Genomic DNA, 24,582 nt, shown 5'->3' with positions numbered 1-24,582 from the left:
GATTTCGCAAGGTCGGATGTTCAATGATAAAAAGGGCTTACGTAGCAGCCGGGCTACGATAGAAAAGCCATACGACGTCAGAACGCGAAGGAAGAAATCCTCACTGGTGCCTTTTGCCGAGCAGCAATTTGCAACCGCAGTCTTTACCCCGCGCGCGCCCCGTTGCATCTTTCGAAGCAGCGTCCGTTTCCGTCTTCGATTGCTTTGCGTCTCGTGCGTGAGAAGGCGCAGCCGCCTCAACGCTCGACACAAATGCCAGCCCCAACAAAATTGTAGCTACAATACGCAACGCTTTCTGCATTCCTTCACCTTTCTTTGTGCCTTGCCAATCAATGTTTGGTCGTAGCGTCGACAAATTTCCTGTTGGGCGGTCACGCCCACCACTGAGCCAATTTACATGGCGACCGCAAAGCGGATCGCTTGCCTGGCGCATCGATTAATGGAGGCGCTCATGCCCAGCCTTGGCTTCAACGATCTCCAGGCTCGCCAGCACCGAAGGCTGGACGGCCAAGGACACGTTCGGATGCGCAAACATTGGCGCTCCTTTGAGATCACCGCAGAACGCGGCAAGAGTTTCGGCCGCAAGCTCCTCGTTGGGCGCGACGACATCGAGCAACCATAACATCTCGCCACCAGCCCAATCATTCGATGGCAAACTTACGGGATGCACGCCGTCCTCAATCTGGAGGCGCAACCGGTCTTCCGCCTCGCCCGACAAGCTTGCCCATATCACAACTCCGGTTAACCCACCTGGCCAACGAAGCTGATCCTCTTCGGCATGCGGCATGCCAAGATATATCCGCCCCCGCGCCAATGGCTCCACGACCAAAGCCCAAAGGTCGGCGACTGTGACACGCTGGTAGCGCCGGCACGCAAGCAGAGCCGCGATCACTCGCCCGAGTGACGCCTGGAACTCTGACTGTACGCGCGTGACAGCGACAACCTCCAGATTTTCGGCACGCGCTTCATCAATTGGTTCGTTCTCCATCCGCAATTTCAACACTCCTCACCGCGCGCCAAAACCCGCTTTCAATTGTTCAACACCTAGTCGGAATCCAACATCAACCCCCTTGCGCACCACCCGACGAACCCGCCAATGGAGGCGCAAGCAGAAATTGAGAAAGCCAGATCATATCTCCGGAAGTAAATCGCCAAAACGGCCAGCCAGACAACGATGGAAGGCGCAACTGAAAAGCAGAGGAATCTGAATATCTTTGTCGCAGCCCGAAAAGATTCCTCGTAACCATTGTCGCTATCCACGGCAGACCTTCACTAATTTGCCGACACACACCCAGAGCGGCCAGTTCATATTCTATGAATATGGTACTTTCAACGAGATCGCGATAATGCGCAAATAAGCAAAATCAGCATTCTTCTATAATCAGTGAAGCAATCGGAAATAACGCATCTTGTTGTCTCTAAAAGGTTTTTAACATGATTGTCGACGTACCTTAGTATTTTGGAGAAACCCAAAACGTCAGTGACATGCTGCAACTCTATTCACCAGCATTGATAGTCGGCCCTGAACAAAGGCTAAGTCATTGATCTTCTGGCGGTGGGAAGATCTTGAGAAGTATCCGATTTCGCCATGAGAACGATAAGCGCGGCCGTGATGAGGGCACGCCAAAGAGCCAGTTTGGCCAGGATGAGGCGCAGATTGTGACCTGCGGCCACGAGCAGTGCATTGATGGCGTCGCCAACATGCCCGAGAAGGAAGTTGCGGTCCAGCCTACCATCAGTCTTCATATGGCCGATGGTGGGCTCGATGGCCGATCGTCGTTTCAGCTCCCGTCGCATGGTCGGCGTCAACCCGCGCCGGCTTCCGGCAATCATCACCGACGCCGATCCGGTGTAATCATGACCGCGATAGCCCTTATCGACGTAGATGCGATCCGGATCGATACCACCCATGGCAACAGCCTGATCGACGGTGCGTGAGAGCGTGTGCCCGTCATAGGGATTGTCTTCGAACGCCATGGCCGCCAGCACCAGCCCTTCGCGGTTCGTCGCCGCGATACCGACCTTGCAACCGAACTCGTATGGCGTGCGAGCTTTGCCCTTCGAGATGCAGACGACCTCGGGAGCATGCAGCGAATAGAGCTTGTTCTTGTCCTTCGGTTTTTTGCGCCAGCAGCCGTTCGACAAGACCGAACAGCCGGCCGAAGGTCCTCTCCAGTTCGACGTTGCCGGCGATCTTGCGGCCGATATCGCGCAAAACGCGACCAAGGAAGGTGCGCAGGCGCTTCAGTTCGCGGCGCATGCGGCGGAATTGCCGGGCATGGGCATAACGGCCGGCGCGCACCGCCGCTGCTTTTGCCAGACGCGTGTAGCTCTGTCTGAGCTCGATGCCATGCTTCTTCGCTTGCCGGACCAGCATCTGCAGAGCCTTCAGATACAGCTTGCTGTCGGTCGGATGAGCAATGTGCGCGGCGACAAACAAGGTGAGATTCGTATTGCCTCACCCAAGAGTGTTCCCAAAGAACAATGCCGTTGCCTCACTCGGATGTTCTCGATTGCCTCACTGGTTGTTCCCGAGATCCAGCCTCTCCGATCCTCTATCGCTCGGTAATGATCTCATTGCGCGATCGCTACAATTTCCGTCTGCCGCGCGGCGTCGGCGAATGGCCCGAACACCAACGCATTGGCTTGCGCACTGCGCCAGATCTTCATTCGACGCTGCAGGGTCCGAATGAGGCCGTCGGGATACACGCCGGGGTATTTGACCTGCAAGCGTTCAAGCAACTCTCGTGAAGTTCGCCAAGGCTCAGCCTCGAACCATTCCTCGAGCTCGGCAGTGACGGCGAGGAGAGGATCGGGCCTCCGCCGCTCTCGCTTGGCCGCTGGCTTGGCGCGGGCGGTCGGTTTCACTTCACCACCACGCCAAGCAATCCGTAACCCGGACAGAAAGTCTTCGAGCGGCAATGCCTCGCCGTCGGCGGCAGGGGAGCCATCAGGCTTGTCAGCAATTTCGACCAATCTCTCTTGTGCCAGGCGTATGTCGCGGAGCAGCCGAACCGGATCGAGCGTCAGGTACATCGCCTTGAGGCGAAGGCGTGTATCCTCCGGCGTGCGTGCATCGTCAAGCAGCCGCTGATAGGGTGTGGCAGGGCGATGATACCGCTTGATCACCTTGGCTCCGTCACGATGCTTTTCTTTCAACTTAAATGATGGTTGAAAGAAATTGATGAACAACCGCATTGATGCATAAAGTTTGGCTAGCTCCTGTGTGGCTTGCAGTCCCTCGAAGCGCCGGTATCCAACGATCTTACGCACGATCGCGCCATTCTTCTGCTCGACAAATGCCTGATCATTCTTCCGGTAGGGGCGGCAACGGGTGAGTTCGATATTATCGCGCAAGCAATACTCATGAACGCTCTCGTTCATGAAGACGCTGTCGTTGTCGGTGTCGAAGCCGAGGAGCGGGAACGGCAGCAACTTGCGCAGTTCGGCCAACGCTGTGATCAGTACCGTTTGCTCGCGAACCAGCAGCGGTGCGCATTCCGTCCAGCCCGTGGCGATATCGGTCAACACCAGCGTTTGCGAGAAAGCACCCTTCGCGTATGGGCCAGAGTGAGAAACGAGATCCGCCTCGACGAAGCCGGGTGCGGGATCATCCCAATCTGAGAAAGTCCGAACTGGAACACTACGGCGGATCGCCGTTGATCCTTTCCGGCGCCGCGGGCCGGTGGCACTCGCCTTAATGTCCTTAAGGACGCGATCAATCGTCGCTGGGCTCATAGTCAACAATTGCCGACGCGTCTCGCTATCCATATCGCCGTGTCCATGCCTTTCCATCGCTTCTATCAATGTTGGCAATAGCTGCGCGCACGTCATCGCCGTAAACCCGCCGCCCTGGCCGAGGACCACCCTTCGCTGGCTCGCAGTCTCCGCGCAACAGTCGCATCGCATGCTTGCGATGAAAGCCCGTGGGGGCCACGAACTCGTCCAACATCCTCGCCTTCTCGGCCCGCCCGCCTAAAACATAGCGCCAACTGATCGCCGCCACCAATTCCGCACGTGTCGCCATGCTTACCTTCCTCATCACCGCTCCTGAGGTCGTTTTTTCGGGAGCAAATTAGCTGAGGCAACAAACCAATTTTAGGGAGCAGTTCAGGCGAGGCAATGCGGGGAGTGAGCCACGATAATGATCAGATCGCAGGGGCCGAGACTTTCTCATCCGTCGAAGGCAACATGGGCGGAGCCGATACGCGAGGCGCCGTCGCCCTGCCGAGGTCTAGGGCCATGCCACGCATGAAAGGAACGCGTCGGAACCTGGGAGATCTCCTGTCTGGCCGGGTGGCGTTAGCCGCGCCGGTCCGCATCGGAAAGGCGAGGAGCCGTAGCCGATGATGGACGGACAGGAGAAGTCAGACTCCGGCATAGTAGCTGCGAAACGAACGAACAAAGCCGGACGACCGGCGGCGGAGTTGGTGGAGCCAAGGCCGGGGACCAAGGAACAGCAACGCATGCACCGGACACAGAGTCAAGATCGTCCAAGGAGCAACGGTACTGGTGCTCAATGCCATCTACGAAGGCGACTTCTGTGGTTTCTCCTACGGGTTCCGGCCCGGGCGAGGACCCCATGATGCATTGGATGCCCTATGCGTGGCGATCGACCAGCGGAGGATGAGCTGGATAATTGACGCTGACATCCAGAACTTCTTTGGGGCGGTCAGCCAGGAATGGCTGGTTCGCTTCTTGGAACACAGGATCGGCGACAAGCGCATCATCCGCCTGATCCACAAATGGCTGAAGGCGGGCATCCTCGAAGACGGGATCGTGACCGTAGATGACAGGGGAACGGGACAGGGCTCAGTGATCTCACCGCTGCTCGGGAACATCTACCTGCATTACGTGCTCGACCTGTGGGCCAAACGCTGGCGACAGCGCGAGGCCACCGGCGACATGATCATCGTGCGTTATGCTGATGATCTGATCGTCGGTTTCGAGCGCGAGGGCGACGCTCGTCGCTTCCTCGCTGCGATGCGCGCGAGGCTTGAGGAGTTCATGCTGTCGCTTCATCCGGACAAGACCCGGCTGATTGAATTCGGTCGCTTCGCTGCGGTCAATCGCAAGCAACGCGGGCTCGGCAAACCGGAAACCTTTACCTTCATGGGATTTACGTTCATCTGCGGAAAGTCACGCCAAGGGCTCTTCCAGTTACAACGGAAGACCCGCAGCGACCGCATGCGCGTGAAACTTCAGGAGGTCAAAGAGGAGCTACGCCGCCGCAGGCACCAATCTATCCCAGAACAGGGACGGTGGCTGCGTCAGGTAGTCGAGGGGCATATCAGATATTTTGCGGTGCCCACCAACCGTCGTGCAATCGGGCAATTCCGGCTTCATGTGATCGACCTCTGGCGAAGGGCGCTCAAACGCCGGAGCCAGAAAGATAAAACCACATGGACGCGAATTACCCGCATCTCTGACGGTTGGATTCCTAAGCCGCGCATCCTTCATCCATGGCCTGACGCGCGCTTCGCCGTCACTCACCCAAGGTAGGAGCCGTATGCGTAATGTGGCGCCGGAAGATATGTTGCGCTCAAGCGCGGCGCCCAGCGTTTCCGCCGCGAAGGCGCTTTCGAGCGCCACATAACAAACGGACCGATAGTGTTCGGACCTCCTCATAAACCCGGAGTTCCGATCATGTTCGACGCCCTCTTCAATTACCCCAAGGTTCTGGCACGGCATCTAGCCGGTCCGGCAGCTGACGAGCGACAGCGCTATCTCGTGCATCGCGCCACAGTGGATGGGGTTGCGCATGCCACGTTGCTGCGGATTGCCAGAGAACTGCTGATTGTCGCCCGATGGATCGATCTTGCACCTGGCAGGCCGGTCACGCCTCAGGATATCCTCTCAGCGGCCCAAAGGTGGGCCGCCCACCAGCTTGCCCAAGGTCGGGCGGGAGATGAACGGTGGTCACGACAGCTGTTCGTTCAGACGGCCACCGCCTGGCTCCGCTTCCTGGGGCGTTTGGTCGAGACGCCGCGCGACGCGCCGGATGGCTTCTCGGCCGACGTCGAGGACTTTGTCACGCACTTGCGTGATGAACGCGGCCTGGCGCCGGTGACGGTTCAGAACCGACGCTGGCATGTCGACTGCTTTCTTAAAACGGCTCGTCCGAGCAAGGCCTCGATCGCGCAAATCACGATCGCCGATATTGATGCATTCCTCGGCTTGAAAGGCCAGGAAGGCTGGTGCTGCGTGTCCGTCACCTCGAGCGCTAACGCACTGCGGTCCTTCTTCCGACATGCCGAGGAGCGTGGGTGGTGTCGCCGCGGGATCGCCGCGGCCATCGACTCGCCGCGGTTATTCAAACAGGAAGGGCTGCCCGGTGGCCCGGCCTGGGACGATGTGCAACGGCTCCTCGCCAGCACCGGCGGAGAAGACGCGCGCGACATCCGGGACCGTGCAATCCTCATGTTATTCGCCATCTACGGTCTGCGAAGCGGTGAAGTGCGGCAGTTGCGCCTTGACGATCTGGATTGGACGAACGAAGTCATCACCGTTAATCGACGAAAGCAATGGCGCACACAATTCTACCCGCTGGTGACTTCTGTCGGCGACGCTGTCCTTCAGTATCTCAAGAGCGTCAGGCCGCGGTGCGCGCGCCGCGAGCTCTTCCTGACGCTCAAGGCGCCATTCCGGCCGCTTTCGCCCGGCGGCATGTACCATGTGGTCAGCAGCCGCTTGGCGCAGCTCGGCATTCAGGTCCCCAACCACCGTGGCCCGCATTGCCTCCGCCATTCCTGCGCCAGCCGTCTGGTCGCGACCGGGCTTAGCTTGAAGGAGATCGGCGATCATCTCGGCCATCGCAGCGCCTATGCGACACGCATCTATGCCAAGGTCGACCTGACCGGTCTGCGCGAGGTCGCAGATTTTGACCTGCGGGGGCTGCTATGAAGCTCGCCGAGGCAGTTGCCTGCTATGTTGACCATAAGCAGGCAATGGGTATGCGCTTTCGGACGGAAGCCCGCACCCTCAGGTCGTTTTGCCGGGCCATGGGCGATGTCGCCATGCGCGACGTCAGCGCCGTCAAGGTGGCCTCCTTTCTCGCCGGAAATGGCCCGATCACCCGTTTCTGGGAACGCAAGCACAGCGTGCTTCACGGCTTCTATAGATTTGCCATCGCCCGCGGCTACACCGAGGAACGGTCGCTGCTGCCACGGCGTATTCCCAAACCGCAGCAGGTCTTTGTCCCTCACATCTATTCTCGCGACGAATTGCGTCGCTTGCTCGACGCCATCCCGGCAATCGATCATCCTCGTAACCTGATCGACCCGGGAACCTATCGGGTCCTGCTGCTTGTGTTGTACGGCGCCGGACTTCGCATCAGCGAAGCGCTCACCCTGACCCTAGCCAATGTCGATCTTGACGCAAGGATCCTCTGCATTCGAGAGAGCAAGTTCTACAAGACCCGGTTGGTGCCCATTGGTAGCGATTTGAGCCGTGTCTTGACGCCGTATGTCGACGGGCGCCGCGGCGACCCCGACGCGCCACTCTTCCGTTCCCGCCGCGGCGATGCAATCACGCGCCAGAATGCCGAGAATGCCTTCTGCCGGCTCCGTGTCCAGGCCGGCGTCATGCGCGACGACGGGAACCCACGACATCAACCGCGCCTTCACGACTTGCGCGCCAGCTTTGCCGTTCATCGCCTCGTTTCCTGGTACCGCGACGGGGCCGACGTCCAGCGCCTATTGCCGCAATTGTCGACCTATCTCGGCCATGTGCATATCGCCGGAACACAACGTTACCTCGCCTTCACTCCGGACCTGCTTGGCGAAGCGAGCATCCGCTTTGAGCGCTATGCCATGGAGGTCTTGTCATGAGCGACCATACGCTGCTGGGTCCGTGGGTCCGGCGTTTCCTGCTCGAACATGTCGTGGCCGAACGCAATCTCGCCCGCAATACGCAATACAGCTATCGCGATGCGCTCAGCCTGTTGATTCCCTTCATCGCCAAGACACGCAAGACGTCGGTCGATCGCCTTGCAGTCATCGACGTGTCAGCCGATCTTGTTGTCCGCTTTCTCGCCGAGATCGAGGCCGCGCGCCATTGCACCATCGCCACCCGCAACCAACGGCTTGCGGCGATCCGCGCCCTCGCAGGCTTTGTCGGCGAACATAGTCCGCAACATATCGAATGGTCGGGTCAGATCCGCTCGATCCCGTTCAAGAAAACCGGCCGCGCTGTCGTTCCCTTCCTCGACAAGCCGGAGATGGACGCCCTGCTCGCCGCCCCGAACCAAAGGACGGAGCAAGGTCGGCGCGACCATGCCTTGTTACTGTTCCTTTACAACTCTGGCGCCCGGGCGACAGAGGCAGCCCAGCTGATGATCTCTGACCTCGACATCCGTGCCGCTTGCGTCAGAATCAGCGGAAAGGGGGGAAAGCAACGCCTTTGTCCTCTGTGGCCGGCGACCGTCGCCGAAATCGCCAAACTCATCGGCGGACGGTCAACGACTGAACCCGTTTTCCAGAATCGGCTGGGCCAGCCGATCACTCGCTTCGGGATCCACACCATGGTCGAACGCCATGCCGCAAAGCTTTTGACCAGGTTCCCGGCATTGGCAACAAAGCGGGTCAGCCCGCATACCATACGACATACCACGGCAACCCACCTGTTGCGCGCCGGCGTCGACATCAACACGATCCGAGGGTGGCTCGGCCATGTCTCGCTCGACACCACCAACATCTATGCCGAAATCGACTTCGAGATGAAGGCCAAAGCCCTGGCCAAGTGCGCGCCTGCTAGCGACGCAAAACCACCCAAACGCTGGCGAGACCAGCCCGGGCTGATGGACTTCCTTCGCGCCCTATAGACGCCTTGTTATGTGGCACTCGAAAGCGCCTTCGCGGCGGAAACGCTGGGCGCCGCGCTTGAGCGCAACATATCTTCCGGCGCCACATTACGCACGAAATGTGGCCGGCCACATTTTATGCGGGAATTCCGCTCGTACGGATCTGTGCGGGGTTGCGCCTTGCAAGCGCGTTGAAGTCAGCCGTCTGAGATGACGGCCGCGGCAAAGCCTAGCGAGCAGCCGCGTACCAAGTCTTGCGTGGCGTCCGGTAACGGCCGTTGCGAAGCGTAGACAGGGAGGTTGTAGGCCGGAACGTATGTGAACGGGAAGATAGCCCCGAAATCGATCGTGATCGGAGTAGCCGACCCCATCCCCGTTGGGGGAAGGCGGAATCGAAGGCCGCGTCTTCGCGAGTGGCCTGAGGTACTCCCGGGGTTCGTGCCGCCAGCATGCAACCGAAGGCATTGACGTGAACAAGGGAGATCCATCCGGCTCAAGCGTAAGCTTGTAGGACCTGACAAGCCGATGAGGTGAGAAGGGACTGATGGTCGGGTGGAAGTCAGACTGACTGATAGTACTCCGAAGTCGGGAGAGCCGGCCACATGGGGAAGCGGTCAGCGGTAGTTGAAGTGTTCTTGGGCAACATGGGCTCCATCCAACGGGAGACGAGGCCTTTCATGCAATGGAAAGATAAAGCTGACCATGGAAACAGAACTTGAACGCATAGCAGCGAAAGCTCGGTGTGAGCCGAAGCTCCGCTTTACGTCGCTTGCCCATCACATCACGCGTGACCGAGTGCAGAGGAATCTTACAAGGGTTCCGAACCGTTCGGCGGTCAGGGTGGATAGGCAGACGGTGGAGGCGGCGAAGGAAAGCTTTGGAGAATGGATCGAGCCGATGCTTCAATCCATTCACCGTCAGGGGTATCGCGCGCCGGCAGTCCGGCGGGTTTATATCCCCAAGCCCGGAAAGACGGAGAAACGCCCGCTCGGGGTGCCAACTGTATCGGACCGGGCGCTCCAGCGTAGCACCGCTGAGGTGCTGTCCGCGATCTACGAGCAGGACTTTCTGCCTTGCTCGTTCGGGGGCAGGCCAGAGCGCAGCGCCCACCATGCTCTGTCGGCCCTCAACGAGGTGATCTCCGGTGGCATGACGGGCTGGGTGCTGGAGGCGGACCTGAAGAATTTCTTCGGGAGTTTGTCCCATGAGTGGATGCTCCGGTTTATCGAACATCGAGTCGGGGATCCGCGCCTGATCAGCTTGATCAGACGCTGGTTGAAAGCGGGCGTCCTTGAGGACGGAGCTGTCCACCCGAGTGACGAAGGAACTCCACAAGGCGGTTCGATCAGCGTCCTGCTGAGCAACGTTTACCTGCACTATGTCCTGGACCTTTGGTTCGAGCGCGTCGTGAAGACCCGGTTACGGGGCGAGGCTCGGCTGGTGCGCTACATCGACGACTTTGTGATCTGCTTCCAATATCGCTCGGACGCACTTCGCGTCGAGGAGGCCCTGCGCCACAGGCTGGGGAAATTTGGCCTCACGCTTGAGCCGACCAAGACCAAACTGGTCGAGTTTGGCCGGTTCGCACAGCGGCACGCGGGCAAGCACGGCAGAAACCGCCCGGAGACATTTTATTTTCTGGGCATGACGCTGTACTGCACGCGGAACCTGAAGGGTAACTTCAAGGTTGGCATGCGCACGGAGAAGTCGAGACTTCGACGGAGCGTCTCGTCGCCGCAGGCGCTGATGCGGGAAATGCGGCATCATACGATCAGGAAACAGGTCGGCGCGATTAACGCTGTCCTACGCGGCCACTATGCCTATTACGGTGTCGCCGGAAATTACCGGTCGCTCACCAAGGTCTATAGGGCTGTGGAGCGGTACTGGTTGAAGATGTTGCGCAGCCGCAGCCGTGATGGTGGCCACCTCACCTGGGACGCCTGTCGGGCGAAATGAAAAACTGACCCCCTAGCGAAGCGAAGAACTGATCCCCTCGTATTAGAACGAGGAGCTTTAGATGACGAGCACGATTTCATCGCATCCTGCATTGTCGCGAACGATGCAGGGCGGGGATATGCTTCAGGCTGATGAGGTAGTGGCAATGCTGCGGCTGCACGAGCTTGGGTGGGGTAGCAAACGTCTATCGAAGGAATTTGGATGCGCGCGGAATACGGTTCGCCAATATCTTCGAGACGGCGGAGTTGCACCGTTCAAACAGCCTGCGCGGCGCACTGCGTTCGACGGGCTTGATGATTGGCTTCGCGAGCGTTTTTTCCGGCATGACGGGAATGCGGATGTGATCCGCCAAGAATTGGCGAGCGAGCACGGAATTATCATCGGCCTGCGTTCTGTTGAGCTTCGCGTACAGCAGTGGCGACGAGAGCTAAAGGCACAGAAGCGGGCGACGGTTCGCTTCGAGACGGCGCCGGGCCATCAGATGCAGATCGACTTCGGTGACACGAAGGTGTGGATCGGTGGCGAGCGGGTTCGGGTTCACGTGTTCGTGGGGACGCTGGGTTATTCGCGGCGGATGCATGCTCGCGTGTCACTTCGGGAGCGCCAGTCAGACTGGTTTGAAGGCATGGAAGGTGCTTTCCTGCGGTTCGGCGGGGTTCCAGCGGAAGTGCTGATCGATAATGCGAAAGCCCTGGTCGAGCATCATGATGCGGTGACGCGGGAGGTGAGATTCAACGCGCGACTGCATGCTTTTGCCCGTTATTGGGGCTTCACGCCGCGGGCCTGCGCCCCGTATCGGGCGAGAACGAAAGGCAAGGACGAGCGCGGGGTCGGCTATGTCAAAAAGAACGCGATCGCCGGGCGACGCTTCGAGAGCTGGGCCGAGTTCGAAGCGCACCTGGATCGCTGGACACGCGAAGTTGCCGACCAGCGTGAACACGGCACCACCGGTGTCAAACCGGCGGAGCGTTTTGCCGACGAAGCCAAGGCGCTACGCCCGCTGGCCGGACGGGCACCCTTCGGACAATTGCGGGATCTGGTCCGCAAGGTTCAAGCCGATTGCGCGATCGACCTCGATACCAACAGCTACTCGGTCCCTTGGCGCCTGATCGGCGAAAGCGTTCAGGTCGTGGTGCTGGCTGGCCGCGTGGTTATCCGTCATGCTGGCCAGGTCGTCGCTGACCATTCCCAGTGCCGGGGGCGACGACAACGGATTGTGGACCGTGCGCATTTTGTTGGTGTGGCCGGCTTCGAGGGGCCGGTACGCAAGGAGGCCATCGAGATCGCGCCCGCTGCCTTGCTGCGGCCGCTTGCGGAGTATGAAGCGGTGGTCGGGGGAGGCTGGTGATGACGAACGTGGATCATGACGTGTTGATCGCTACGCTCGACCGGCTGAAGCTGACGGCGATCCGCGACCAGCTCGATACATTGCTGGACGAGGCAGCGCGTTCGAAGATGACATTGCGTGAGGCTCTCGCCTTTCTGGTGTCGCGCGAGATCGCCCGGCGCGACGAGCGGCGGATATCAATGTCGAGCAAGCTGGCGCAGTTCCCGTTCGTGCGTGAACGGGACGGCTTCGACTTCGACGCGCAGCCCTCTCTGGATCAGGGGCAGATCAGGGAGCTTGCGACCTGCCGCTGGATCGCTCACGGTGACACCGTGCTCTTCCTTGGACCGCCAGGTACGGGCAAGACGCACCTGGCCGTGAGCCTCGGCCGCGAGGCCATCCGCCAGAATTACAATGTCCAGTTCGTCACGGCGGCCACGTTGGTGGCGATGCTGGCGAAGGCCCACAGCGACGGTTCGCTCGATAAGCAGTTGACGATCCTGTCGCGGCCGAAATTGCTGATCATCGACGAACTGGGCTACTTGCCTTTCGAGGCCAATGCCGCCCACCTGTTCTTCCAACTGGTGTCCCGGCGCTACGAGAAGGGCTCGATCCTGATCACGTCAAATCGTTCCGTCGGCGAATGGGGAAGTGTTTTTGGCGACCCCGTCGTCGCCACGGCAATATTGGACCGCCTGCTTCACCACTCGACGGTGATCACCATCCGGGGCGACAGCTACCGGCTTCGCGAAAAGCAACGAAACCGTAAACCAATGAGGGGGTCAGTTCTTCAATTCGGCAAGGGGGTCAATTCTTCGATTCGCTTGACAACGCCTTCCAGCAGATCAAGGAACGGACCCCGCTGCAGCAACCAAAGCTGCGGCTCCCATACCGGGCGCTGCGAGCACTTGCGGTGCTGTGAAACAACTGCCGAAGAGCGTGGTGCGGGAAATCTGCACGCCACGTTCTGTGGGAACCGGAGGTGGGTGACCGCCTCCGGTGACCCGGTGGCGCTCAGCAATGGGCGTCCCTACCGCGATACGGCGCATTGCCTCGCTTGAACTGCTCCCTAAAATTGGTTTGTTGCCTCAGCTAATTTGCTCCCGAAAAAACGACCTCAGGAGTGGTGATGAGGAAGGTAAGCATGGCGACACGTGCGGAATTGGTGGCGGCGATCAGTTGGCGCTATCTTTTAGGCGGGCGGGCCGAGAAGGCGAGGATGTTGGACGAATTCGTGGCCCTCACGGGCTTTCATCGCAAGCATGAGATGCGACTGTTGCGCGGAGACTGCGAGCCAGCGAAGGGTGGTCCTCGGCCAGGGCGGCGGGTTTACGGCGATGACGTGCGCGCAGCGCTTGTCGTCGTTTGGGAGGCATCGGATCGAATTTGCGGGAAGCGGCTAGTAGCTCTGCACAGAGGTTATGATTCTTTGGCCGTTGGTTTTGGGTAGGCTTTGGCCAGCTTGACGCGGGCCTTCTCGGTAGAGAACATCCATTTGATGCGGGCACCACTGGCGTTGCGTCGGCGTTCCCAGGCTGCAACCTCGTCGACGAGGCGGTCGCGGCTTTCGATGCGGCGGTTGAGGCATTGGCCGCGCAGGACGCCGATTTCGATCTCGACCATGTTAAGCCAGCTGGCGTGCTTGGGCGTGTAGCACTTGAGCAGACGACCCCGCCGAAACCACAGCGCAGCCTTCAAGGCGCGTGTAGCCCTTGCTGCGATCCAGGGGGAGAAGACGTTATCGGAGCTTGCGCAACAATACGACGTTCACGCCAACCAGATCACGACGTGGCGAGATCAGGCGCTTGCGGGCATGACGGCGATCTTCGACACGGGATCAAAGCCGTCGGAGCCTGCGGTGGATGTAAAGACGCTGCACGCCAAGATCGGGGAGCTTTCGCTGGAGAACGATTTTTTATCCGGCGCGCTCACCAAGGCGGGACTGTTGGGGAGCGTAAAGAAATGATCGACCGCGATCACGAACTGTCCATCACCCGCCAGGCCCGAGCTTTGGGGATCAGTCGCAGCATCGTCTACTACATGCCACAACCGGCGTCGCCGGCGGATCTTGCGCTGATGCGTCGGATCGACGAGCAGCATCTGGACTACCCGTTCGCGGGCAGCCGGATGCTGCAGAAGCTTCTGACGCGCGAAGGCGTTGACGTCGGCCGACTGCATGTGCGGACCCTGATGAAACGCATGGGGATCGCGGCGCTTTACCGCAAGCCGCGCACGTCAGCACCCGGCGATGGGCACAAGATCTATCCCTATTTGCTGCGCGCTCTGAAGGTCGATCGGCCCAACCAGGTCTGGGCAACGGATCTGACCTACATCCCGATGGCGCGCGGGTTCTGCTATTTGATCGCCATCATCGATTGGTTCACGCGCAAGGTTCTGTCGTGGCGGTTGTCGATCACCATGGACGCTGCGCCATGCGTCGAGGCTCTCGAGGAAGCGCTGGCCTGCTACGGCAAGCCCGAGATCTTCAACTCGGATCAGGGCAGCCAGTTCACCAGCCGGGAGTGTCAGGAATTCTGTGCGGTGGGCCATGATGATGAAAAGGAGCGAATCATCACATGGCTATCGAAAAAGAACTTCTGGACCAACTTCTTGCTGGTCGTGATCCATCCGATGTTTTCGGCAAGGACGGCTTGCTGGATGACCTGAAGAAGGCACTGTCGGAGCGTATTCTCAACGCCGAGCTTGATGAACATCTCGCCGTCGATCGCAGCGAAGGACCGTCGGGCAATCGGCGGAATGGATCTTCGAAAAAGACGGTGCTGACCGGTACCTCGAAGATGACGTTGACCATCCCGCGCGACCGGGCCGGTACGTTCGACCCGCAGCTGATCGCCAAATATCAGCGCCGCTTTCCCGATTTCGATGATAAGATCATTTCCATGTACGCGCGCGGCATGACGGTGCGGGAAATCCAGGGCCACCTCGAAGAAATCTACGGTATCGACGTGTCGCCGGACCTGATCTCGGCGGTGACCGACCAGGTTCTGGAGGCCGTTGGCGAGTGGCAAAACCGCCCGCTCGAGCTGTGCTATCCCCTCGTGTTCTTCGATGCCATCCGGGTCAAGATCCGGGACGAAGGCTTCGTTCGCAACAAGGCCGTTTATGTCGCGCTCGCAGTTCTGGCGGACGGCACAAAGGAAATCCTCGGGCTCTGGATCGAGCAGACCGAAGGGGCAAAGTTCTGGTTGCGCGTGATGAATGAGCTGAAAAGCCGTGGCTGCCAGGACATCCTGATCGCCGTGGTCGATGGCCTGAAGGGCTTTCCCGAAGCCATTACGGTCGTCTTCCCTCAGACGATCGTCCAGACCTGCATCGTCCACCTGATCCGGCATTCTCTGGAGTTCGTGTCCTACAAGGATCGCAAACCCGTCGTACCGGCGTTGAGAGCCATCTATCGTGCTCGAGATGCCGAGGCTGGAATGAAGGCGCTGGAGGCTTTCGAGGAAGGGTATTGGGGCCAGAAATACCCTGCCATCTCTCAAAGCTGGCGGCGCAATTGGGAACACGTTGTTCCCTTCTTCGCCTTCCCAGAGGGCGTCCGCCGCATCATCTACACGACGAACGCCATCGAGGCGTTGAACTCGAAACTTCGTCGGGCAGTGCGCTCGCGCGGCCATTTCCCGGGTGACGAAGCCGCGATGAAGCTGTTATATCTGGTCCTCAACAATGAGGCCGAGCAATGGAAGCGCGCGCCGAGGGAGTGGATCGAGGCAAAGACACAGTTCGCCGTCATCTTCGGCGAGCGGTTCTTCAACTGATGAAACCGGCCCACCGCACAGAATTCCTGACACTCCCCATGTCCTTGCGCCATGGCTTGACATCATTCTCGGCCAGGCGCCGGCGCACCGTCTCGCGCGACAGCTGTTCGTGCTCGGTCAGCTTGACGAACGCGTCGGCCAGCAGCTCCAGCGTCCAGCGGGCGCAGCCCGGCGGCGGGCTGGAGCAGGCGGTGGCCACCAGCAGGGCTTCCTCCTTGCCGGTCAGCTTGCGTTGCGCGCCCGGGCGCGGCTCCTCGCCAAGCGCCGCCTCCAGGCCCATCTCCACGAAGCGACGCTTGGTGCGGTAGACTGTGGAACCGCCGACCGCCACCGTTGCGGCGATGGTCTCGTCGCTGAGCCCCGCCTCGGCGGCGAGCAGGATCTGCGCCCGCTTGAGCTTGCGCGCCGGGTGCTTGCCGCCGCGCAGCATGCTCAAGAGTTCGTCGCGTTCGGGTTGGTCGAGGTCGACACGATGGCGTACATTCATCCGGAAAGCCTCCTTCAATTGCGGAGGTTCCGGATGAATCGAAAAATGAATCAATTACTTGACGGGCAGCCGGCAGCGCCACCCCACTTCACCGAAAAGCAGGGCCAGTACCTCGCCTTCATCTGGGCCTATAGCCAAATCAACGAACGGCCGCCGGCCGAGCGTGACCTGCAACGCTATTTCGGCGCACCCCACCATCCGTCCACCAAATGGTGCTCTCCCTCGAGCGGGCCGGATTAATCCGAAGGAAACCCGGCGTCGCCCGCAGCATCGAACTGCTCGTCAGCCACAACTGCCTACCCACGCTGCAACCCAACCAACTCGTCAAATCCTCTGTGCAGAGGTACTACACCCACTATTGCCAACATTGATAGAAGCGATGGAAAGGCATGGAAACGGCGATATGGATAGCGAGACGCGTCGGCAATTGTTGACTATGAGCCCAGCGACGATTGATCGCGTCCTTAAGGACATTAAGGCGAGTGCCACGGGGCCGCGGTGCCGGAAAGGATCAACGGCGATCCGCCGTAGTGTTCCAGTTCGGACTTTCTCAGATTGAACTAAGCCGCTAGTCGCGGCAATTGGTGGCCTCTTTGAGAGATGTCTCCTGTCTGAGAGGATTTGGGTGTTGCGAACCCACCCTTCAGACAGGAGATCCAGATGGCCGAGATGAGCCCTCTGCGTCGCCGGATGATCGAGGACATGACGGTCCGCAATCTTTCTCCGGCCACGCAGCAATCCTATCTTTATGCAGTCGCAAAGTTTAGCCGCCATTTCGGCCGATCACCGGCTCGGCTCGGCCTGGACGAGGTCCACGCCTTCCAGGTTCACCTTGTGTCGACGGGCATCTCCTGGTCCGGATTGAACCAGATCGTCTGCGCCCTCCGGTTCCTCTATGGCGTGACGCTCGGCCAGAATACGATCCCGGAGCATATTCCGTATGCGCGCGAGCCACGCCAGTTGCCGGTTGTTCTTTCGAGCGACGAGGTGGTCGACTTTCTGCAAGCCGTCTCCAGCTTGAAGGCGCGGGTGGCTCTGACAACGGCTTATGCCGCCGGCCTGAGGGTTTCGGAGGTCTGTGGTCTTCGCGCCAACGATATCGACAGCTCAAGGATGGTGATCCACATCACGCGTGGCAAAGGCGGCAAAGCCCGCTACGTCATGCTGTCGCCGGAACTGCTCGGGATCCTGCGCAGCTATTGGCGGTTGGCGCGGCCCAAGGACATTGTGTTTCCTGGGCGCGATCCAGACAAGCCGATCGCGCCGTCGGTGCTGCATTCCGCCTGCCGTTCGGCGGTTGCGGCGGCGGGTCTTTCCAAGCACGTCACCGTCCATACGTTGCGGCATTCCTTTGCCACTCACCTGCTCGAGAACGGGACCGATATCCGCATCATCCAGGTCCTGCTCGGTCACGCCCACCTCTCCACGACAGCGCGCTATACGCAGGTCTCTACCGACACGATCCGGTCGACGGCCAGTCCGCTCGATCGGTTACGACTGGAGGTGACACCGCCGGAATCGTGATCGGTTGCGTCCCACCTTCGAAGTCGCCGACATCTTTCGGCGACATGGGAGCTCCTACAGACGTGAGAACGCCGGTCATCTTGGCCGCGGCAAACGACGCGTCATGGGCGCGATCGAAGCCTGCCGGACGCCGAGGCTCGGCGGTCACGTCGATGCCTGCGACGATTGCGGCAGGACCCGCATCTCCTATAATTCCTGCCGCAATCGCCATTGCCCGAAGTGCGAAGGCGCGGCCCGCAAGGAGTGGGTCGCTGCACGCGTCGCCGATCTGTTGCCGGTCCCGTACTTTCATGTGGTCTTCACGCTCCCACCGGGCATCGCCGAGATCGCTTTCCACAACAAGGCGGTCGTCTATGCATTGCTGATGCGCATCGTGGCCCAGACGCTGCAGACCGTTGCCGCCGATCCCAAGCGGCTGGGCGCCGAGATCGGCATCGTCGCCGTGCTTCACACCTGGGGCCAGGCCATGACCCATCATCCCCATGTTCATTGCGTCGTGCCCGGCGGCGGTCTCTCGCCCGACAGAGCTAGGTGGGTGGCATGCCGGCCGGGCTTCTTTCTGCCCGTGCGCGTACTGTCGCGGCTGTTTCGGCGGCTCTTTCTGACGGCCCTTGCTAGAGCCTTCGCTCACGGTGAACTCCGCTTCTCCAACGAACTCAGCCATCTCAACGATGACGAGGCGTTCACCCGCCATCTCGCGCGTGCGCGCCGCGTCGAATGGGTCGTCTATTCGAAGCCACCGTTCGGCGGCCCGACCAGGTGCTCGCCTATCTCGGCCGCTACACCCATCGTGTTGCCATCGCCAACAGCCGCATCGTCGAGGTCGATGATGACCACGTTGCCTTCCGATGGAAGGATTACCGTGGCAAGGGTCGCGACCGCGAGAAGATCATGCGCCTTGACCCGCACGAGTTCATCCGGCGTTTTCTTCTACACGTGCTCCCGGACGGCTTCCACCGCATGCGCCACTTCGGCTTTCTCGCCAATAGCCACCGACGGGATCGTATCGGCCTCTGCAGGCAGATCCTCGATCAACCATCATCAGCAGGGGAGCGGTCGCAGGCAGGCAAATCACAGCCCGGGCAATCCCACGAATGCCCTGACTGCCGGCGTCCCATGCGTAGGACAGGAATCACTGTTGCGCCTGTTTCGCCGCCCCGGCCATCATCTTTCTGGTGCGATACATCATGAACTCCGACAATCCGCACCCCCTCCCATATGCCCACAAAACCAAGCGCCGCGCCGGCGCGCGATACCGCGTGGCCCTGGCCACACCGAAAGACCGACAGTGTGCATTGAGAGCGCAAAAATCGCTTCCTATCGTCCGGCAAGCTGCTCGCGAAGGTCGCCAGATCACCACAAAAATCGGCGGTGCGATTGCCGTCCACGACGAATCCGCTATCGTCATCAAGCGGCGTGCTTTACTATTCCCATAACGGCGCCAAACAACCCGCGCCTTACTTCAATCCGGCTTATGTGAGGTCGCTCGAGCTCGCCGCGACGACGGATGCGACCTCACATAACCCTCCAGATTCCGCCTTGGGCGCAAATCAGATTCGCTTCGGTCATGCCGAAGAAGCGCCTCCCCTCACCCGAGCACGCCGACACGCTATCGCTGAACGCGTTGCGGTCGTTTGTGACGGGCCTGGTCAGTGAGGTCAGGGAGCTCTCCGCAGAAGTCACGAAGCTTCGCGCCGAGAACGCGGAGCTTCGTGAAGAGAATGCAGCGCTGCGCCAGGAAAACACCCGCCTGAAGGTGGAGAACCAGCTACTGCGCGACGAGATCGCCAGACTGAAGAACCTGCCGCCGCGGCCGCCGTTTCGCCCGTCGGGCATGGAGAAGGCGACGGATTTCAAACAGGATGATCCGCCGGCAGCCAAGAAGAAGCCGCGCGGCCCGAAGCTCGACATCAAACGGGTGAGCCGCGAGGAAGTGCTCCGCATGACGCCGCCTCCAGGTTCCCGTTTCAAGGGCTACAAGAGCTGCCATGTGCGTGACCTGATCATCTCGGCTGAGGTCGTTCATTACCGGCGCGAGTGCTGGCTGACACCGGACGGCAAGATGCTGCTTGCGCCATTGCCTGCAGGAATCATCGGCAGCTACGGCGCCAACCTGCGACGGTTTTGCCTGATGTTGCACGCGCAAGGACAGGTGACGATGGAGCGGCTGACGACGCTGCTCAACGATGTCGGCGTCGACGTCTCCAAGCGCCAGGTCGTGCGGCTGATGACCCAAGGGCTGGACAGCTTTGTCGCCGAGGATGCGGCGGTACTGCATGCCGGGTTGCTTTCGGCACCCTATATCACCGTCGACGATACCGGCGCCCGGCATGCGCGCGCCAATTTCCATACGACCCAGATCGGCGGGGCGCAGTTCACCAATTTCCGCACCACGCCCTCCAAGTCCCGACTGAACTTCCTGTCGCTGCTCAGAGGCAGCTATCAGGACTATGTCCTCAACGACGCCGCCTTCGACTATCTCGATCGCCGTCGCGTCGAGCCGGCGCTGGTCGCCAAAATCCGCAGCCATGAACCAAAACATTTCTGCAACCAGGTGCCGTTCCTCGAGCATTTGGCTGCCAGGGGGATCGACATCTTCGACCGGCAGGCGGTGCGTGTGCTGGCGGAAGCCGGCATCTGGGGATCGATCCGCCATCATGGTCTCATCGGTGATACCGTCATCGTCTCCGACGACGCCGGCCAGTTTCGGGTCGGCAACCATGCGCTCTGTTGGGTGCATGCGGAGCGGCTGCTGCAAAAGCTAATGCCGACAACGCCGCGGCAGGTGCGTCTGGTCGAGACGGTGCGCGATCTCGTGTGGCAGTTCTACCGGGCGCTGAAGAGCGTCAAACGGAAGCCGCCGCCTGGGCTCGCTGCCGCGTTCCACAAACGCTTCGACCGCATCTTCTCGCTCAGTACCGGTTACGAGGATCTCGACAAGCTTTTGGCGCGCCTGTTTCGCCGCAAGGACGAACTGCTCAAGGCGCTGGAACGACCGGGAACGCCGCTCCACACCAATGCGTCGGAGAACGATCTGCGCAGCTTCGTCACCAAGCGCAAGGTCTCCGGTGGCACGATGAGCCGAGAGGGCCGCGTGGCGCGCGACACCATGCTCGGGCTGATGAAAACCTGCCGGAAGCTCGGCCTGTCGTTCCTGGCACTATCTCGGCGACCGCCTGCAACTCGACGGTCCGCCCATCCCGCCGCTGGCCACTCTGGTCGCGGCTAAGGCTTGAACACGCCTCTCCACTTTACAAACGGCCCTGGCTAGAAGAACTGCCTTGGTTCAGCGTCGATGCCACCGACATCCTCGACCCAATGCCCGCCGTGCTTCCGCGACTCAACCCGTCTGTGCTAGGCTGCGCATATAGAGCTTTTGCCTATCTCATCAGCACCGCCACAAAATCTGCCCCGGTTACAACGGGGGTAACCGGGGCAGGGTCTCATGCACTTCCTTGATCGTCCGGAACGACCGCTCGACCTTGCCCTTGGCACGCGCCGGCGTGCGCCGCTCGCTGACCGACGGCGGCATATGCGTGAGCACCCTGACGCCGAGACTGCCCATGACGGACTGGAAGACGCGCGAGCGGCTCACAGGCCCATTATCCATATGGATGGTCGTTGGAATCCCCTGAAGCGGCAGTTCCGGCTCAGGCTTGGCTGCGAAAGCGTTGTAAAGAAAGCGCAAGGCAGACTCCGCGTCCTCGCCGTAGACGCAGCGGTATTCCTGATAGCTCGCGCCAGAACGGTCATCGACAACCGAGAACAGCATCAGGGAAGGCTTGCCGCGCCCTTCCTCGACCCAAAGCGGCGCTTCCACCTGCTTCAGGTCGGATGGGCTCATGTCGAAGTGCCAGAGCTCGTTGGAACGCCGCGCCTGGAATCGGACGGCGGCCACCGGACGGGTGACGCGCGTATAGTCGAGCCCGGAAACACGCAGCAGTCGATCGACCGTTGCGCGTTTCAGCAGTCCGGGCGGAGCACGCACCAGGCCATCCGGCGTCTCCACGCCATCTTCCTCAAGCAATTTTATGGCGCGCGCCGTGGAGATGTGCCGCCCTTCCGGTTCGCCGTCCTGATCTTCAGCGCCGCGATGATTTCGGCATAGGTTTCCATCTCCGGCTGCGGAGCGACGCGGGAAACTCCATGATCGGCGCGACGTACGGATTTCGGGCGGTTCAACTCCCGTAGCGCCCGATAAAGGGTCCAGATCGAGACGCCGTAGGCATCGGCGGCACGAGCGACAATCTCAATGCGGCCCGGATCTCTGGGAGAAAGCAGCGACAACCGGCGTCGAATATCGACAAGAGCCTCTCCGGGCGGCCGCTTTCTCCGCTCAGCCATGAGCTTCTCCGGTTTCTGCTACTTTGGGTGCGCCACCCTTCTTGCCGATATGGCGATAGAGGGTCGCCACCGAAACTCCCATGCGCTCAGCTATGCTGCGTACTGGTATGCTGCCTTCCTTCATTAGGGCGCGCGCCGCTGCAATGTCGTTTGGGCGCATCGCGGGCGGGCGGCCTCCCTTACGGCCGCGTTGTCGCGCCTCGACCAATCCTGCCGTCGTGCGTTCGCGGATCATCTTCGCGCGCTCCAACTCTTCCGCCGTCGCGATGAGCTTCTTCAGCGATCGCGCCAACCTATCGAGTTTCCAAACAACAAGCGTGTCACCGGTACGCAGCACGTCGGAGAGAATTCGGCTCGATTCCGGGCGGTCATCGCGAGCGCCTGACCCGCGCTCGGTAAACACCTTCTCGCAGCCGGCGCGTCTCAGGGCCTCAAGTTGAAGCTCCGGATTTTGATCGATCGTGCTGACCCTGGCGTACCCGACCCGCATAGCAACTCAAATGTTCTCGAAAGTCGTCGGTCATATAGCATTTTGCAACACAGGTTTCTATAACAGTATTGAGAAGAGCTTGTGGCGCCATTCGAGGTTAGAGGTGGCTCGGTTTGTTTGGACAGGTCTTCCCGGTTTTTAAGTGGAATCCTGCCTGTGGTTAAGCCGCTTCGGGCAGCGGTGTCGGGGTTAAGTAGGCCTCATCCGGAGTCTTGCCGTCAAGGCTCGAATGTGGCCGTCTCTGATTGTAGAAGTCGAGATACTTTCCGATCGATGCACGGGCCTGGCGGACGCTGTCGTAGGCCTTGAGGTAGACCTCTTCGTATTTCACCGACCGCCACAGCCGCTCGACGAAGACATTGTCCCGCCAGGCACCCTTGCCGTCCATGCTGATCTTGATCTTGTGGTCGAGCAGCACCTTTGTGAAGTCGTGGCTGGTGAACTGGCTGCCCTGATCCGAGTTGAAGATCTCGGGCTTGCCGTAGCAGGCCAGCGCTTCCTCGAGAGCCTCGACGCATGGCGCAGCGTCCATGGTGATCGACAACCGCCACGACAGAACCTTGCGCGTGAACCAATCGATGATGGCGATCAAATAGCAGAACCCGCGCGCCATCGGGATGTAGGTCAGATCCGTTGCCCAGACCTGGTTGGGCCGATCGACCTTCAGAGCGCGCAGCAAATAGGGATAGATCTTGTGCCCATCGCCGGGTGCTGACGTGCGCGGCTTGCGGTAAAGCGCCGCGATCCCCATGCGTTTCATCAGGGTCCGCACATGCAGTCGGTAGACGTCAACGCCTTCGCGCGTCAGAAGCTTCTGCAGCATCCGGCTGCCCGCGAACGGGTAGTCCAGATGCAGCTCGTCGATCCGACGCATCAGCGCAAGATCCGCCGGCGACGCCGGTTGTGGCAGGTAGTAGACGATGCTGCGACTGATCCCCAAAGCTCGGGCCTGGCGGGTGATGGACAGTTCGTGATCGCGGTCGATCATTTCTTTACGCTCCCCAACAGTCCCGCCTTGGTGAGCGCGCCGGATAAAAAATCGTTCTCCAGCGAAAGCTCCCCGATCTTGGCGTGCAGCGTCTTTACATCCACCGCAGGCTCCGACGGCTTTGATCCCGTGTCGAAGATCGCCGTCATGCCCGCAAGCGCCTGATCTCGCCACGTCGTGATCTGGTTGGCGTGAACGTCGTATTGTTGCGCAAGCTCCGATAACGTCTTCTCCCCCTGGATCGCAGCAAGGGCTACACGCGCCTTGAAGGCTGCGCTGTGGTTTCGGCGGGGTCGTCTGCTCAAGTGATTCTCCTGTTACGGCACTCTCGCCGCTCTCAGCCAGAAATTCCACTTAACGACCTGTCCAATTTTCCCGAGCCACCTCTGTTCAAGGTGGCACTCGCTGTGGATCACTCAAAAACCCTCGTTTATGACAGGGCGACTTCGTGATCACAGCCTATGAGCCTGACGGTCGAATACGCACGGATCATGTGGCAGTGGAACAGGAGCACAAGATGACCAGAACCGAAATGCTGGCAATCATACGACGTCTCGATGCCCGGGCGGATGCCCTGCTGCTCACCGGCGCCGATGACATCAGCCTCTTCGTCGGCATGTCCGACCTCATGCCGGACTTCAAGGCGCTTCTCGACAGTTCGTACAAACACGAAATTGAAACGATGGGCGGTCGCTTCCCGGCCTTCTATCGCTTCGCGACTGTTCTCTCCAATATCGCCGGAGGGATTGCCGATGGTTCGATCAAGGTTCCGCGTTAACGGCACCACCGTCACTGGCAATTAATCTGAGCACGCGACGATCGTTTGCGAGCAGCGCCGGATGTTGGCGAGCACATTGGCAAAGAGCGTGAGCAGGACCCGCTCTCCA

The 24,582-nt window shown here is 60.3% G+C and carries 13 protein-coding genes and 10 pseudogenes; 15 read left to right on the top strand and 8 right to left on the bottom strand.

Features of this window, described 5'->3' with window-relative positions; all coding sequences use genetic code 11:
* Nucleotides 1-436: 436 nt before the first annotated feature.
* The 3 genes and pseudogenes from OVA00_RS10625 to OVA00_RS10615 form a co-directional block, all read right to left on the bottom strand.
* Nucleotides 437-988 carry a toxin-activating lysine-acyltransferase gene (locus tag OVA00_RS10625; RefSeq protein WP_268088807.1) on the bottom strand — a complete coding sequence of 184 codons (552 nt, stop codon included), beginning with the start codon at nucleotides 986-988 and terminating at the stop codon, nucleotides 437-439.
* A gap of 545 nt (nucleotides 989-1,533) precedes the next feature.
* Nucleotides 1,534-2,422, bottom strand: a pseudogene (locus OVA00_RS10620) (IS5 family transposase); the annotation flags it as partial.
* A 152-nt stretch (nucleotides 2,423-2,574) separates the two neighbouring features.
* A pseudogene (locus OVA00_RS10615) lies at nucleotides 2,575-4,042 on the bottom strand (transposase).
* A gap of 470 nt (nucleotides 4,043-4,512) precedes the next feature.
* On the opposite strand from OVA00_RS10615, the gene OVA00_RS10610 reads away from it, so the two are divergent.
* From OVA00_RS10610 to OVA00_RS10575, 8 genes and pseudogenes are all read left to right on the top strand, one after another.
* Nucleotides 4,513-5,502 carry a reverse transcriptase domain-containing protein gene (locus OVA00_RS10610; RefSeq protein WP_442780483.1) on the top strand — a complete coding sequence of 330 codons (990 nt, stop codon included), beginning with the start codon at nucleotides 4,513-4,515 and terminating at the stop codon, nucleotides 5,500-5,502.
* A 144-nt stretch (nucleotides 5,503-5,646) separates the two neighbouring features.
* Entirely contained in the window at nucleotides 5,647-6,903 is a 1,257-nt protein-coding gene (locus OVA00_RS10605) for a tyrosine-type recombinase/integrase (protein ID WP_268088733.1), read from the top strand.
* Between the two features lie 98 nt (nucleotides 6,904-7,001).
* A complete protein-coding gene (locus tag OVA00_RS10600) occupies nucleotides 7,002-7,829 on the top strand; it encodes a tyrosine-type recombinase/integrase (protein WP_268088806.1) in 828 nt (275 codons plus the stop codon).
* The gene (locus OVA00_RS10595) at nucleotides 7,826-8,821 is read left to right on the top strand and encodes a tyrosine-type recombinase/integrase (RefSeq protein WP_268088731.1); all 996 of its coding nucleotides are present in this window, start codon (nucleotides 7,826-7,828) and stop codon (nucleotides 8,819-8,821) included. The genes OVA00_RS10600 and OVA00_RS10595 overlap by 4 nt, the downstream gene beginning before the upstream one ends.
* Before the next feature lie 681 nt (nucleotides 8,822-9,502).
* Nucleotides 9,503-10,756 carry a group II intron reverse transcriptase/maturase gene (gene ltrA / locus OVA00_RS10590; protein ID WP_268088805.1) on the top strand — a complete coding sequence of 418 codons (1,254 nt, stop codon included), beginning with the start codon at nucleotides 9,503-9,505 and terminating at the stop codon, nucleotides 10,754-10,756.
* Nucleotides 10,757-10,817: 61 nt separating this feature from the next.
* Entirely contained in the window at nucleotides 10,818-12,104 is a 1,287-nt protein-coding gene (gene istA / locus OVA00_RS10585; protein ID WP_268088804.1) for an IS21 family transposase, read from the top strand.
* A pseudogene (gene istB / locus OVA00_RS10580) lies at nucleotides 12,104-12,847 on the top strand (IS21-like element ISSme2 family helper ATPase IstB); the annotation flags it as partial. The gene istA and the pseudogene istB, both read left to right, overlap by 1 nt.
* Before the next feature lie 365 nt (nucleotides 12,848-13,212).
* Nucleotides 13,213-13,494: pseudogene (locus tag OVA00_RS10575) on the top strand (transposase); the annotation flags it as partial.
* Between the two features lie 8 nt (nucleotides 13,495-13,502).
* On the opposite strand, the pseudogene OVA00_RS10570 reads toward OVA00_RS10575, so the two are convergent.
* Nucleotides 13,503-13,736 (bottom strand): annotated as a pseudogene (locus tag OVA00_RS10570) (IS630 family transposase); the annotation flags it as partial.
* A gap of 4 nt (nucleotides 13,737-13,740) precedes the next feature.
* On the opposite strand from OVA00_RS10570, the pseudogene OVA00_RS10565 reads away from it, so the two are divergent.
* Nucleotides 13,741-14,606 (top strand): annotated as a pseudogene (locus OVA00_RS10565) (IS3 family transposase); the annotation flags it as partial.
* Nucleotides 14,607-14,659: 53 nt separating this feature from the next.
* The gene (locus OVA00_RS10560; RefSeq protein WP_268088803.1) at nucleotides 14,660-15,862 is read left to right on the top strand and encodes an IS256 family transposase; all 1,203 of its coding nucleotides are present in this window, start codon (nucleotides 14,660-14,662) and stop codon (nucleotides 15,860-15,862) included.
* 37 nt (nucleotides 15,863-15,899) lie between these two features.
* Here the strand turns inward: OVA00_RS10560 and OVA00_RS10555 are convergent.
* Nucleotides 15,900-16,349: pseudogene (locus OVA00_RS10555) on the bottom strand (helix-turn-helix domain-containing protein); the annotation flags it as partial.
* Between the two features lie 45 nt (nucleotides 16,350-16,394).
* Between OVA00_RS10555 and OVA00_RS39785 the strand changes: the two are divergent.
* The 4 genes and pseudogenes from OVA00_RS39785 to OVA00_RS10535 all read left to right on the top strand — a co-directional run bounded on the left by OVA00_RS39785 (nucleotide 16,395) and on the right by OVA00_RS10535 (nucleotide 21,109).
* Nucleotides 16,395-16,589: a hypothetical protein gene (locus OVA00_RS39785; RefSeq protein WP_326494122.1), complete on the top strand. Its 195-nt coding sequence runs from the start codon at nucleotides 16,395-16,397 to the stop codon at nucleotides 16,587-16,589.
* 420 nt (nucleotides 16,590-17,009) lie between these two features.
* Complete coding sequence (locus OVA00_RS10545; RefSeq protein WP_268088550.1) at nucleotides 17,010-17,873, top strand: tyrosine-type recombinase/integrase; 864 nt, start codon at nucleotides 17,010-17,012, stop codon at nucleotides 17,871-17,873.
* Nucleotides 17,874-17,877: 4 nt separating this feature from the next.
* A pseudogene (locus tag OVA00_RS10540) lies at nucleotides 17,878-19,064 on the top strand (IS91 family transposase).
* Between the two features lie 376 nt (nucleotides 19,065-19,440).
* Nucleotides 19,441-21,109, top strand: a pseudogene (locus tag OVA00_RS10535) (IS66 family transposase).
* A 200-nt stretch (nucleotides 21,110-21,309) separates the two neighbouring features.
* Here the strand turns inward: OVA00_RS10535 and OVA00_RS10530 are convergent.
* The 3 genes and pseudogenes from OVA00_RS10530 to OVA00_RS10520 all read right to left on the bottom strand — a co-directional run.
* Nucleotides 21,310-22,217: pseudogene (locus OVA00_RS10530) on the bottom strand (IS481 family transposase); the annotation flags it as partial.
* Complete coding sequence (locus tag OVA00_RS10525; RefSeq protein ID WP_268088800.1) at nucleotides 22,210-22,707, bottom strand: recombinase family protein; 498 nt, start codon at nucleotides 22,705-22,707, stop codon at nucleotides 22,210-22,212. The pseudogene OVA00_RS10530 and the gene OVA00_RS10525, both read right to left, overlap by 8 nt.
* 160 nt (nucleotides 22,708-22,867) lie before the next feature.
* Nucleotides 22,868-24,000 (bottom strand): IS3 family transposase gene (locus OVA00_RS10520; RefSeq protein ID WP_442780482.1). Its coding sequence is split into 2 segments (ribosomal slippage): nucleotides 22,868-23,748 and nucleotides 23,748-24,000, totalling 1,134 coding nucleotides; the frame shifts between segments, so codons are not numbered across the junction.
* Nucleotides 24,001-24,212: 212 nt separating this feature from the next.
* On the opposite strand from OVA00_RS10520, the gene OVA00_RS10515 reads away from it, so the two are divergent.
* Nucleotides 24,213-24,473: an arylsulfatase regulator gene (locus OVA00_RS10515; protein WP_268088797.1), complete on the top strand. Its 261-nt coding sequence runs from the start codon at nucleotides 24,213-24,215 to the stop codon at nucleotides 24,471-24,473.
* Nucleotides 24,474-24,582 lie beyond the last annotated feature (109 nt).

This window comes from Ensifer sp. SL37, from assembly GCF_026672675.1.
GTDB classification, from domain to species: domain Bacteria; phylum Pseudomonadota; class Alphaproteobacteria; order Rhizobiales; family Rhizobiaceae; genus Ensifer; species Ensifer adhaerens.
The sequence above is the reverse complement of the archived record's forward strand: the minus strand, read 5'-3'. Positions and strand labels throughout refer to the sequence as shown.

Coding starts and splice junctions, on each gene's coding strand:
- OVA00_RS10605 (WP_268088733.1), top strand. CDS start 5,647: ATGTTCGACGCCCTCTTCAATTACCCCAAGGTTCTGGCACGGCATCTA.
- OVA00_RS39785 (WP_326494122.1), top strand. CDS start 16,395: ATGAATCAATTACTTGACGGGCAGCCGGCAGCGCCACCCCACTTCACC.
- OVA00_RS10545 (WP_268088550.1), top strand. CDS start 17,010: ATGGCCGAGATGAGCCCTCTGCGTCGCCGGATGATCGAGGACATGACG.
- OVA00_RS10515 (WP_268088797.1), top strand. CDS start 24,213: ATGACCAGAACCGAAATGCTGGCAATCATACGACGTCTCGATGCCCGG.
- OVA00_RS10560 (WP_268088803.1), top strand. CDS start 14,660: ATGGCTATCGAAAAAGAACTTCTGGACCAACTTCTTGCTGGTCGTGAT.
- istA (WP_268088804.1), top strand. CDS start 10,818: ATGACGAGCACGATTTCATCGCATCCTGCATTGTCGCGAACGATGCAG.
- OVA00_RS10600 (WP_268088806.1), top strand. CDS start 7,002: ATGGGCGATGTCGCCATGCGCGACGTCAGCGCCGTCAAGGTGGCCTCC.
- OVA00_RS10595 (WP_268088731.1), top strand. CDS start 7,826: ATGAGCGACCATACGCTGCTGGGTCCGTGGGTCCGGCGTTTCCTGCTC.
- ltrA (WP_268088805.1), top strand. CDS start 9,503: ATGGAAACAGAACTTGAACGCATAGCAGCGAAAGCTCGGTGTGAGCCG.
- OVA00_RS10625 (WP_268088807.1), bottom strand. CDS start 988: ATGGAGAACGAACCAATTGATGAAGCGCGTGCCGAAAATCTGGAGGTT.
- OVA00_RS10525 (WP_268088800.1), bottom strand. CDS start 22,707: ATGCGGGTCGGGTACGCCAGGGTCAGCACGATCGATCAAAATCCGGAG.